At 58.8% G+C, this 12,213-nt stretch carries 11 protein-coding genes; 2 read left to right on the forward strand and 9 right to left on the reverse strand.

Going from position 1 to position 12,213, the window contains the following annotated elements; genetic code table 11:
• Nucleotides 1-81 precede the first annotated feature (81 nt).
• From msrQ to mrcB, 9 genes are all read right to left on the reverse strand, one after another.
• Nucleotides 82-702: a protein-methionine-sulfoxide reductase heme-binding subunit MsrQ gene (msrQ, locus tag ACW9I6_RS00005; protein ID WP_102368092.1), complete on the reverse strand. Its 621-nt coding sequence runs from the start codon at nucleotides 700-702 to the stop codon at nucleotides 82-84.
• On the reverse strand, nucleotides 702-1,715 hold the full coding sequence (msrP, locus tag ACW9I6_RS00010; protein WP_457338625.1) for a protein-methionine-sulfoxide reductase catalytic subunit MsrP: 1,014 nt from the start codon (nucleotides 1,713-1,715) through the stop codon (nucleotides 702-704). The genes msrQ and msrP overlap by 1 nt, the downstream gene beginning before the upstream one ends.
• Nucleotides 1,716-1,778: 63 nt before the next feature.
• Nucleotides 1,779-2,636: a CDP-diacylglycerol--serine O-phosphatidyltransferase gene (pssA, locus tag ACW9I6_RS00015; protein ID WP_003212123.1), complete on the reverse strand. Its 858-nt coding sequence runs from the start codon at nucleotides 2,634-2,636 to the stop codon at nucleotides 1,779-1,781.
• Between the two features lie 144 nt (nucleotides 2,637-2,780).
• A complete protein-coding gene (gene ilvC, locus ACW9I6_RS00020) occupies nucleotides 2,781-3,797 on the reverse strand; it encodes a ketol-acid reductoisomerase (RefSeq protein WP_003212125.1) in 1,017 nt (338 codons plus the stop codon).
• A 50-nt stretch (nucleotides 3,798-3,847) separates the two neighbouring features.
• Nucleotides 3,848-4,339, reverse strand: coding sequence for an acetolactate synthase small subunit (ilvN, locus tag ACW9I6_RS00025; RefSeq protein WP_003176102.1), 492 nt, complete (start codon nucleotides 4,337-4,339; stop codon nucleotides 3,848-3,850).
• A 2-nt stretch (nucleotides 4,340-4,341) separates the two neighbouring features.
• A complete protein-coding gene (locus tag ACW9I6_RS00030) occupies nucleotides 4,342-6,066 on the reverse strand; it encodes an acetolactate synthase 3 large subunit (protein ID WP_008436892.1) in 1,725 nt (574 codons plus the stop codon).
• A 431-nt stretch (nucleotides 6,067-6,497) separates the two neighbouring features.
• Nucleotides 6,498-6,827, reverse strand: coding sequence for a YqcC family protein (locus tag ACW9I6_RS00035; RefSeq protein ID WP_003212129.1), 330 nt, complete (start codon nucleotides 6,825-6,827; stop codon nucleotides 6,498-6,500).
• A complete protein-coding gene (locus ACW9I6_RS00040; RefSeq protein WP_008436887.1) occupies nucleotides 6,827-7,567 on the reverse strand; it encodes a tetratricopeptide repeat protein in 741 nt (246 codons plus the stop codon). Before ACW9I6_RS00040 ends, ACW9I6_RS00035 begins: the two co-directional genes overlap by 1 nt.
• A 16-nt stretch (nucleotides 7,568-7,583) precedes the next feature.
• Entirely contained in the window at nucleotides 7,584-9,908 is a 2,325-nt protein-coding gene (mrcB, locus tag ACW9I6_RS00045; protein WP_457338626.1) for a penicillin-binding protein 1B, read from the reverse strand.
• A 118-nt stretch (nucleotides 9,909-10,026) separates the two neighbouring features.
• Here mrcB and ACW9I6_RS00050 point away from each other — a divergent pair, with 118 nt between their 5' ends.
• Both ACW9I6_RS00050 and ACW9I6_RS00055 read left to right on the forward strand, forming a co-directional pair.
• Entirely contained in the window at nucleotides 10,027-11,583 is a 1,557-nt protein-coding gene (locus tag ACW9I6_RS00050; RefSeq protein ID WP_457338627.1) for a bifunctional aminoglycoside phosphotransferase/ATP-binding protein, read from the forward strand.
• Between the two features lie 94 nt (nucleotides 11,584-11,677).
• Complete coding sequence (locus ACW9I6_RS00055; protein ID WP_008436884.1) at nucleotides 11,678-12,022, forward strand: pentapeptide repeat-containing protein; 345 nt, start codon at nucleotides 11,678-11,680, stop codon at nucleotides 12,020-12,022.
• The last annotated feature ends 191 nt before the right edge of the window (nucleotides 12,023-12,213 follow it).

The raw sequence follows: 12,213 nt of genomic DNA on the forward strand, positions 1-12,213 counted from the left end.
GTTTACCAAGGAGTTTTCCGTTTCGACTGCGCCGGAAGTGGGGCGAATTATAGACTTCCAGAATCTGCCGTCAAGGGTTAATTACGCTTTTGTTGCAGAAGATGGTTTTTTAGCAATAAGACGGGGAATTCGGCGCATCACCGGCGGTATACGCAGGACCAGAAGCAGCGCCCCTATAGATGCATAGATAGCCCACTCCTTGAGATCTGCCCGCACGATCCACAGCATATGCAGCAAACCAAGCCCGAGAATCACGTAAACCAAACGATGCAGTTTCTTCCAGCGCACACCAAGGCGACGCTGGCTGTATCGGTTGGAGGTGACTGCCAGCACCAATAGAGAAAGGAATCCCAAGGTACCCACAATAATGTAAGGCCGCTTCCGTAGCTCAACCCCCAACTGCGACCAATCCAACCCAAGGATAAACACGCAGTAAGCAGCGAGATGCAAAACCACATAGGCAAAGCACCACAATCCCAGTTGCCGTCGCACGGCGATCCACCCCGCCCAACCACTGAGCTTCTGCAACGGTGTCATACCCAGGGTTATTAACAACAGAATCAAGGTGCCAAGCCCGAGCCGATCCATCAGCACCTTGCCCGGATCAGGTCCCAGCGCAAAGCTCCAGGCCTCGTACAGCCAGAACAGCGGCCACACCGCCGCTGCTATAAAGACGCCGATGCGCCAGATCGGATAGCGCATCAATAGTTCTTCCGCAGATCGAGGCCCGTATAAAGAGAGGCGACTTCATCGGCGTAGCCGTTGAACATTTGTGTCTCACGCACATTGGGACTGAACAGCCCACTGGGCAACCGCCGCTCCCGCGCCTGGGTCCAACGCGGATGGTCGACGGTAGGATTCACATTTGCGTAAAACCCATACTCACTCGCGGCAATACTTTGCCAGGTGGTTTTCGGCTGCTCGCTGACCAGGCTGATGCGCACGATCGACTTGACGCTCTTGAATCCGTACTTCCACGGCACCACCAACCGCAACGGCGCGCCGTTCTGGTTCGGCAGCTCCCGCCCATACATGCCCACCGCAAGGATCGCCAGGGGATTCATCGCCTCATCCAATCGCAGCCCTTCTACATAAGGCCAGTCGATCAAAGCGAAGTTGGACCGCTGCCCCGGCATGCTCTTGGGGTCCTGCAGGGTTTCAAAACGAATGTACTTGGCGTTCGAGGTCGGCTCGACGTGCTTGAGCAGTTCCGATATAGGGAACCCTATCCACGGAATGACCATCGACCAGGCCTCTACACAGCGCAGTCGATAGATTCGCTCTTCCAACTGATAGGGCTTCATGAAGTCTTCAAGCGCATAGCGCCCAGGTTTGGCGACCTCACCATCTATCACCACACTCCACGGCTCAGTCTTCAGAGACCCGGCATTGGCTGCAGGGTCGCCCTTATCCGTACCGAACTCATAGAAGTTGTTGTAGTGGGTTGCGTCCTTGAAAGGGGTGATGGCCTCGTCCTTGACGGTAATCGCCTGCCATTTGGTACCCGGGAGCTTTTCGGCAAACCAGCCAGGTGCATTGCCCGGATCGACATCGGCATAACGTGCCGCATCATCCGCACTGGCCCAACGCGGCAGGCTGCTGGCAGCCAGGCCGGCAAGCGCACCACCGAGCAAGCTGCGGCGAGAGAAATAGAGGGATTCAGGCGTGACATCCGATTCTTGGCAATCAGACGCTTTGGGAAACTTGATTAACATGGCAACTCCGCAGCTTTGGAGGACAGATGCACCAATAGACTGCGGAGTATGGGGGAAATTACATTAAGGCAACGTTTTGCGCTGACGAAGATGCAGCAAGTACTGCACCGGGCCGGACGCGGCATACACAAGGAAAGCCAGCAGCAGGATTCGCGGCGGATCACTGAAGACCACGGCAAACACCAGCACCACTGCCAGGATAGCCACAAACGGCACACGCCCTTTGAGATCCAGCTCCTTGAAGCTGTTGTACTTGATATTGCTGACCATCAGCATGCCGGCCGCCGCAACCATCAAGGCCACCAGGAACGACATCTTGGAACCCTGGATACCGTAGTCGCTGAATGCCCAGACAATACCGGCTACCACACCCGCCGCAGCCGGGCTGGCCAGGCCAATGAAGTAGCGCTTGTCGGCAGTCCCCACCTGGGTATTAAAGCGCGCCAGACGCAATGCCGCGCCCGCCACATAGATGAAGGCAACCATCCAGCCAACCTTGCCCATATCACCCAGCGCCCAGGCAAATGCGAGCAACGCCGGCGCCACACCGAAGGCAACCATGTCCGACAGCGAGTCATACTCGGCGCCAAAGGCACTCTGGGTGTTGGTCATCCGCGCAACCCGGCCATCCAGGCCATCAAGGACCATGGCGACGAAGATCGCTATCGCGGCAAAACCAAAGTACTTGCTGGCCCCGGCCGCATCGCCGGCCGCCAACGCACTCTGGGCACTCATGGAATTGATGATGGAGTAGAACCCCGCGAACAGGTTCGCAGTGGTGAACAGATTGGGCAGAAGATAGATGCCACGATGCCGGACTTTACGGCCTTCAGCATCGTGCCCTTCTTCGACATGTTCATCGATCGGTAGCAGGCTTTCGGCGTCAGAGGCCTGGTTTGGCTCTTCGGGACGTTCGCTCATGGACTTTACCTTGCAACGGTGTGAAAAATTTCGACAGAAACTTGCGGCGAGTGTTCGCCCGCAAACGATGCAGCTTTATACCAGAACCTGCCCCGCAAACGAAAAAACGCGGCCTAAGCCGCGTTTTCCCTTGATCCGTACGACTTAGTTTTTGGCTTTGTCGACGATCTTGTTGGCACCGATCCACGGCATCATGGAGCGCAGTTGCTCGCCGATGATCTCGATACCGTGAGCGGCGTTGTTACGACGCTTGGCGGTCATCGAAGGGTAGCCGGTTGCACCTTCGCTGATGAACATTTTGGCGTATTCGCCGTCCTGAATACGTTTCAGGGCGTTGCGCATGGCCTGACGGGACTCGGCGTTGATCACTTCCGGGCCAGTCACGTACTCGCCGTATTCGGCGTTGTTGGAGATCGAGTAGTTCATGTTGGCGATACCGCCTTCGTACATGAGGTCAACGATCAGCTTCAGTTCGTGCAGGCATTCGAAGTAGGCCATTTCTGGCGCGTAGCCAGCTTCAACCAGGGTTTCGAAACCGGCTTTGACCAGCTCAACGGTACCGCCGCACAGAACGGCTTGTTCGCCGAACAGGTCGGTTTCAGTCTCGTCCTTGAAGGTGGTTTCGATGATGCCGGTACGACCGCCACCCACGCCAGCAGCGTAGGACAGTGCGACGTTCTTGGCGTTGCCCGAGGCGTCCTGGTAGATCGCGATCAGGTCAGGGATACCGCCGCCTTTGACGAACTCGGAGCGCACGGTGTGGCCCGGTGCTTTCGGCGCGATCATGATCACGTCGAGGTCGGCGCGCGGCACAACCTGGTTGTAGTGGATCGCGAAGCCGTGGGAGAAGGCCAGGGTGGCGCCCTTCTTGATGTTCGGCTCGATCTCGTTCTTGTACAGCGCGGACTGGAACTCGTCCGGGGTCAGGATCATGACCAGGTCGGCAGCAGCAACAGCAGAAGCAACGTCAGTCACTTTCAGGCCGTGGGCTTCAGCCTTGGCAACAGTGGCCGAGCCTTTGCGCAGGCCAACGGTCACGTCAACGCCGGAATCTTTCAGGTTGCACGCTTGGGCGTGGCCCTGGGAACCGTAGCCGATGATGGCGACTTTTTTGCCCTGGATGATCGACAGGTCACAATCTTTATCGTAATAAACTTTCATGAGGTTCCTCTATATATCCAGGCCGTTTAAGGCCATTCGCTAAATTTGAGTTAGATGCTGAGTACTTTGTCGCCACGAGCAATCCCGGTGACGCCACTGCGTACAGTTTCCAGAATCGAGGCCGTCCCGATCGACTGGATGAAGCTGTCCAGCTTGTCGCTTGTACCGGTCAGTTGAACGGTATAAACGCTGGCGCTCACATCGACGATCTGCCCGCGATAAATGTCGGTAGTGCGCTTGATCTCGGCCCGTTGTGCACCCGTGGCCTTGACCTTGACCAGCATCAGCTCACGCTCGATGTGGGCACTTTCCGACAAGTCGACCAGCTTGACCACTTCGATCAGCTTGTTGAGGTTCTTGGTGATCTGCTCGATCACCTCATCATGGCCAACGGTGGTCAACGTCAGACGCGACAAGGTCGGGTCTTCGGTCGGCGCCACGGTCAGGCTTTCGATGTTGTAGTTGCGTTGCGAAAACAGTCCGACCACACGTGACAGAGCGCCCGGTTCGTTCTCCAGAAGCAGGGAGATAATGTGCCGCATGATTAGGTACGCTCCGTCTTGTTCAGCCACATATCGCGCATGGAGCCGTCTTTGATCTGCATCGGGTAGACGTGCTCGCTGGTGTCGACCTGAATATCGAGGAACACCAGGCGGTCCTTCATGGCGAACGCCTCTTCCATCATCGGCTTCAAATCCTTCAGATCGGTGATGCGCATGCCGACATGGCCATAGGCTTCAACCAATTTGACGAAGTCAGGCAGAGACTCCATGTAGGAATGGGAGTGACGGCTGCCGTAGCTCATGTCCTGCCACTGGCGAACCATGCCCAGTACACCGTTGTTCAGGCAGACGATCTTCACCGGCAAGCCATATTGCAGGCAGGTCGACAGTTCCTGGATGTTCATCTGGATACTGCCTTCGCCGGTGACGCACGCAACGTCAGTATCCGGAAAGCTCAGCTTCACACCCATGGCCGCAGGGAAACCAAAGCCCATCGTGCCCAGGCCACCGGAGTTGATCCAGCGGTTAGGCTTGTCGAACTTGTAGTACTGCGCCGCGAACATCTGGTGCTGGCCCACGTCGGAGGTCACAAAGGCATCGCCTTTGGTCACTTCGCACAGGGTTTCGATCACGGTCTGTGGCTTGATGACGCTGCCATCACCCTTGTCGTAAGGGAACAGGCCGCGATCACCGCGCCACTCGTCGATCTGCTTCCACCAGCTGGCAACGGAATCCTTGTTCGGGGCTTCGCCGATTTCCTTCAGCGCAGCGACCATTTCGGTCAGCACGCTTTCCACAGGACCAACGATAGGCACGTCGGCCTTGATGGTCTTGGAGATGGATGCCGGGTCGATATCGATGTGGATGATCTTGGCATTCGGGCAGAACTTGCTCGCGCCATTGATCACCCGGTCATCGAACCGCGCACCGACGGCGAGGATCACGTCAGCATGGTGCATGGCCAGGTTGGCGGTGTAGCTGCCGTGCATGCCGAGCATGCCGACGAACTGACGGTCCGAACCCGGGAACGCGCCAAGGCCCATCAAGGTGTTGGTGACTGGCAGGTTGAGCAGCTTGGCCAGTTCGGTCAGCGGTGCAGAACCGCCGCCCAGAATCACCCCACCACCCGAGTAGAGCACTGGACGCTTGGCCGCCAACAGCATTTCTGCCGCCTTGCGGATTTGCCCCGAGTGCCCGCGAACGGCCGGGCTGTAGGAGCGCAGCTTGGCTTTCTTAGGGAAGATGTATTCGAATTTTTCCGCAGGGTTGGTCATGTCTTTCGGGATATCGACCACTACAGGACCCGGGCGACCGGACTGTGCGAGGTAGAACGCCTTCTTCATGACTTCCGGGATTTCCGAGGCATGCTTGATCATGAAGCTGTGTTTCACGATCGGCCGGGAAATACCGATCATGTCGGTTTCCTGGAATGCATCGGTACCGACCATGGTGCTCGCCACCTGGCCAGAAATGATCACCATCGGGATGGAGTCCATATAGGCCGTCGCGATGCCGGTAATGGCATTGGTCGCGCCAGGGCCGGAAGTCACCAGTACCACACCGGCTTTACCGGTGGCACGGGCGTAACCGTCAGCCATATGGGTAGCAGCTTGTTCGTGGCGAACCAGGATGTGGGTAACAGCCGGTTCCTTGAACAGTGCGTCGTAGACATGCAGCAGAGCACCACCTGGGTACCCGTAGATATAGTCGACGCCTTCGTCACGCAAAAAGCGGACGAGCATCTCACCGCCAGATAAAAGCTCCACGTTGTTCACCTCTAAAACGCCAGAATACCGTCCGTTAAAAACCGACGGGTCTTAATAGGTTTACTTCTCAGCAGAGCATGAGCGACGGTGGTCGCCGACTACGTCAGCACTGACTGAGCAAGTATTGGGAGCGTCCCAAGTGTTGCGGGATTTTCCCACCCAGCGCGAGGTAACGCGTTGCGGGTGTAACAGGTCGGCGCGGGTGTGCGCCTCATGATCTGCTGAGTGGGTCTGCTTCTGGCAGTCCCTCTACAGCGGACTTTGGATTCTTCTGTTTCAGCCCCTCCAAGTCAAGCAATAATTGCGCTTTTTTCCAACTAAGCGCATGAGAACGTAGAAGAAAGGGGCTTGAGGAGGGATAAAACTCGCCTGAATGGCGCAAAGCGGTAGAAATATGCGCAAGACTGCCGGAAAAACCGGCAGCCAGGCAATTAACGAGCGTCGACAATCAGTTGATCGAACTTTTTCAGCGCAGTCCGCAGGCCAAGGCTCTCAAGTGGCCGATCGGCGTAAACCATCTCGGCCATCTCCAGAATCCCCGACGCATTGGGCAATGGCAGGTCCTGTTCGAGGATTTGCTTCATCCGTGTCAGGAAAATCCATTGCAGCCACTGGTGAAAGTCCAGTGTGTCGACGGAAAACGGCTCAACACTGCTCAAGGCTTCAGCACTGGGGGACACTTCGTCCCACCAGCCCTGCAAGCGCAGTTCGCGCTCGATCAACAACAACTGTTCGGCAATCGCCGGAAAGCGTGCATCCATCAGAGGCTTACCTTGGCTTTTTGCCGAGCCTGGGCGGCGCCGGCAGCATCGCCTTGCTTCTCGCGGGCATCACCGATCAAGCTCCACAGGCTGGCCTGCAGGTCTGGACGGCCATTGGCCAGGGTCAGGCCGCGGCGGGCAAATTGTTCAGCTTGTGGGGCATCGCCCTGGGCCATGCGAACCTGAGCCAGGCGGTATAGCACTTGCGGTTCACGCGGTGCCACGCGCTGGGCGCGCTCGAGGCTCGACGATGCGCCGTTCAAATCGCCACCCGACTGCTGCTGTTGGGCAGTGGTGAGCAACGCCAGCACCGGGCCATCCAACTGCTCATCGGCTGACAGACCGCCGGCACTGCTGGCGGAAGGAATTCCACTCGGCGTCGACGGCATGTTGTAGGTGCCCTGGTTGATCGGTGCCGTTTGAATCGGCGTGGCGTCGATCGGGCCCGATGTACTTGGGCCTGGGGTCCACGGCTGAGTACTGATCGGAGCCGAGGTGGCAGCACCGCCACCCGGGATCATCACCACTACACCAGAGTCCTGAGGCACGGCTTGCGCCTGGGGCCGGGCCTGGGCAGGACGGTTGGTAACGGTTTGGCGGAAGCCGCCGTTGGCCGAGATCCGGTCGTTGTTGGACACCGTTGTACTGGAGTCCACCACCGGAATAGAGCCCCGCTCCACGCTGGCGCAACCACCGAGCAATGCCAAAACTGTAATAGCTGGAATCAACAACTTGTTCACGTGAAACCCTCTTTGCTTAATTCATCCAGCCCTTGACCCAATCCATCACCGATTCAGCACTGGCGGGCGCACTGGCACCGCACGCTGCACCGGGTGGTGGCTCGCTGCCGCGAATATACGGCATCTGCACCGCGCCCGGACAGTCGGCATCGGAACCCTGGCCGGTGTGCGGATCGATCCAGGCCTGGACGATATTGTCCGGCTGCGGCATGTTCAGCGGCAGTGGATCGGCCTTTTTCATGAAACTGGTCCATACCTGCAACGCGCCGGTGGCACCGGTAAACGGCGTCTTGCCGTTGTCATCACGCCCCAGCCAAACCACTGCCAGCAGGTCCTGGCTGAACCCTGCGAACCAGCTGTCCCGCGAATCGTTACTGGTACCGCTCTTGCCAGCCAGTGTCAGGTTGGCCGGCAGCACGTTGTAGGCCGAGCGCCCGGTACCTTCGCGCATCACGCGCTGCATGGCGTTCTGGATGAGGTAGATCGAGGCCGGGTCAAAGCGTTGCTGAATCTGGAACGGATAACGCTTGAGCGGTTCGCCTTCGGCCGTCAACACGCTCCGGATCCCACGCATCGGCGTATTGAAGCCACCGTTGGCCAGGGTCTGGTACATGGTCGCCACTTCCATCGGGCTCATCGCACCCGCACCCAACAGCATCGATGGGAACGCCGGGAACTCACGAGTGATGCCCAACCGGCCGAGCGTCTTGAGCACGTTCGGCACGCCCAGTTCAAGGCCGAGGCGGGAAGTCGAGATGTTGTAGGAATGCGCCAAGCCCTGGTACAGGAAAATCGTACCGTGGGAGCGACGATCAAAGTTATGCGGCGTCCACATCTGGCCATCAGCCCCTTTGACCGACAGCGGGTCATCGGACAGCCAACTGGTCAGCGTGTACTTGCTCGGTTTTTCCAGCGCGGTCAGGTACACCGCCGGCTTGACCAGCGAGCCAATCGGCCGCACCGCGTCCAGCGCCCGGTTGAACCCGGCAAAGCTGGCCTGGCGACTGCCGATCATGGCCTGGACTTCGCCGGTTTCCGGGTTGGTCACCACCATCGCAGCCTCGACGTCGTCAGAGCCTTTACGACCTGTCAGGCGTTTGAAGGTGTCATTGACCGACGCTTCGGCCTTCATCTGCAGGATCGGGTCGAAACTGGTGAAGATCCGCAGGCCTTCTTCGGTCAAGTCTTCGTCGCGGTAGTCTTCACGCAGTTGGCGTTTGACCAGGTCGATAAAGCCCGGGAAGGAGCTGTCGGCGAGCTTGCCGCGGGTGGTTACACCCAGTGGCATTTTCTTCGCGGCGGCCACTTGTTCAGGGGTGGCGACACCTTGCTGCTCAAGTACATCCAGCACCAGGTTACGGCGCTCCAGCGCCCGCTCCGGGTTACGACGCGGGTTGTAGTAGGACGGCCCCTTGACCATGCCCACCAGCAGCGCCACCTGGTGCAACTTCAGCTCGGACAACGGCTGGCCGAAGAAGAACTGGCTGGCCAGACCAAAACCGTGGACGGCACGCTGACCGTCCTGGCCAACGAACACTTCATTGAGGTACGCCTCAAGAATTTCCTGCTTGCTGTAGTGCAGCTCCAGCAGCATCGCCATCATGGCTTCGGTCAGCTTGCGGGTCAGACTGCGCTCGTTGGTCAGGTAGAAGTTCTTGACCAATTGCTGTGTCAGCGTACTGCCGCCCTGGGTCATCTTGCCGCCAGAGGTGTTGACCCAGAGGGCGCGCGCGATGGACTTCGGTGATACGCCCCAGTGGCTGTAGAAATCCCGGTCTTCGACGGCGATCAGAGTATCCAGCAGGTAAGGCGGCACCTGATCGATCTTGATCAGGATGCGGTCTTCCAGGTTTTTCGGATAAATCCCACCGATCATTAAGGGTTCCAGGCGCACCACCGGCAACTTCGAGCCGTTGAGCGAGGACAGTTCGGCTACGTAGTCGCCAGAGAAACGCACGCGCACCGGCTGGGGTTTTTCCAGGCCTTCATAGAACTGGAAGCCGCGGGTGTTCAAGTCAACCGTGTTGCCGCTGACGGCAGCGGCGCCGGGGCCATTGCTCACGGGTTCGCGGCGATAGCCCAGGGCATCGAGCTCGGTGAGGAAGTCATCCTTGCTCAGCTTCTGGCCGCTGAACAGTTCCAGCGGGCGCGCGTAGACCTTGGCCGGAATGGTCCAGCGCTTGCCGGAGAACTTCTCTTGGACCACGGCATCGAGGTAAACCGCGAAGCCGGCGATCACGACAAGCCCTACCAGGCTGAGCTTAAGCGCCCAGCCCAGCCAAGGGCGCAGGCCGCGGGAAGGAGGTTTTTTACGGGAACGGGGAGATCGGGTACGAGTCATGGCGGCGGATTATACGCACTTTATTGATGACCAACATGAGCCGGACAGCGGTTTGCACGACCGCCTGTAGGAGCCATAATGCCCGCCATGAATTTTCCCAGACTCTGAAGGATCGCCCGTGAGCCAGTCCCTGATTGCTGCCCTGCAAAACCCGGCCCTGTTTCCCCATCCGGTGGATCAGTTCCAAGTCATCGAGACCCATATTTCCTGGGTCCTGCTCACTGGGCCCTATGCTTACAAGATGAAGAAGCCGGTGAATTTCGGTTTCCTCGATTTCACCACCCTGCAAGCCCGCGGACACTTCTGCAATGAAGAGCTGCGCCTCAACCAGCGCCTGACCGATGATTTGTATCTTGAAGTGTTGCCGATCACCGGCAGCGCCGAGGCACCGCAGTTGGGCGGCGACGGTCCGGTGGTCGACTACATCCTGAAAATGCGCCAGTTCCCGCAAAGCCAACTGCTCAGCACTCTGCAGGCCAACGGCGAACTGACCAGCGCGCACATCGACGAAATGGCCAGGCAGATCGCGCATTTTCACCTGAATGCCCCGAAAGTGCCGGCCACTAACTCTGCTGGCACGCCGCACGATGTCATGGCACCGGTGCTGCAGAACTTCGAGCAGATCCGTCCGTTCCTCAGCGACAAGGCCGACCTGGCACAACTGGACGCCTTGCAGGCCTGGGCCGAAAGCAGCTTCGAGCGCCTCAAGCCACTGTTCGAACAACGCAAGCTCAATGGCTTCACCCGTGAATGCCACGGTGATATCCACCTGGGCAACGCCACGATGATTGATGGCCACGTGGTGATCTTCGACTGCATCGAGTTCAACGAGCCGTTCCGCTTCACCGACGTGTATGCCGACACCGGCTTCCTGGCGATGGACCTGGAAGACCGCGGCCTCAAGAGCTTGGCACGACGCTTCATCAGCCAATACCTGGAGCTGACCGGCGACTATCAAGGCCTGGAAGTACTGAACTTCTATAAAGCCTACCGCGCTCTGGTACGCGCGAAGATCGCGCTGTTCAGCATGCCTTCCGAGGCGGACGCGGTGCAGCGCGCTACCACCCTGCGCCAGTACCGCAACTACGCCAACCTGGCAGAAAGCTACAGCACCATCCCATCGCGCTTCCTGGCCATCACCCATGGCGTATCGGCCGTTGGCAAAAGCCATGTATCCATGCGCCTCGTAGAAGCATTGGGGGCGATTCGCCTGCGTTCGGACGTAGAGCGCAAGCGCCTGTTCGGCGAGCAGAAGGTCGAGAACACGCCGCAGGCCGGGATCTACGCCGCAGACGCCAGCGCCGCGACCTACGCGCGCCTGAACGAAATCGCCGACACCGTACTGCGCGCCGGTTTCCCGGTGGTATTGGATGCGACCTTCCTCAAGCGAGAACAACGCGACGCGGCGGCCAAGATCGCCGAGGCCACCGGCGCGCCATTCCTGATCCTTGACTGCAATGCGCCACAGGCGGTAATCGCCGCTTGGCTGGCACAACGTCAGGCGGACAAGAACGACCCTTCCGACGCCACCCTGGCCATCATCGAAGAACAGCAGGCCACCCGTGACCCGCTCAGCGCCGAGGAGTTGCTGCTCAGCAAGCGCGTGGAGACCAATGAAAGCGGGACCCTGGACGCATTGGTGGCACATATTCGCCAGCGCCTGCCGGGGCTGTAAGAAATATTTCTTGGTCGTGCAGCCTTCCGGGGCTCACGGCCGAGAAATAGTGGCACTATAATGGCGCCATAATTCCAACACGGGAGTCGCCATTGTGAGCCAGCCGAAGCTACTTGATACCCCGCTGTACGCGCTTCTGCATAAAGATGATATCCGCGGCTTCAACCAGGAGCGTCCGAAAGACGGCACCATCGATATGCGCGGTGGCGACTTTCGCGGCCTGGACCTGCGCGACCTGAATGCCGAGGGCGTGGATTTCACCGACGCTTATTTCCGCTCCGCCGACTTGCGCGGCCTGGATTTGCGTGACTGCCCACTGGAAGGCGCGAGCCTGGCGCACGCCCAGATCTCCGGCACTTATTTCCCCCCTGAGTTAAGCGCCGACGAGATCCTGATGTCCGTCAATTTCGGCACACGCCTGCGCTACCGCACACGCTAAACCGCTGCATCGGCTCCCGGCTACGCACAAGGTACCGGGGGCTTCACCCTTTCCTACGCTAAAACCCCCGCCTGCCTTAGAAGCTTTTAGGTCGTTGCCGACCAAAGAACTACGCTTTTCCTACTGAGCGCTACACTCCTTTCAGGCTTGCCTGGTCACGATACCCACCGAACCATTCGGCCGTCGCAAGG

The sequence above is a fragment of the Pseudomonas sp. SDO5522_S412 genome (assembly GCF_054071215.1).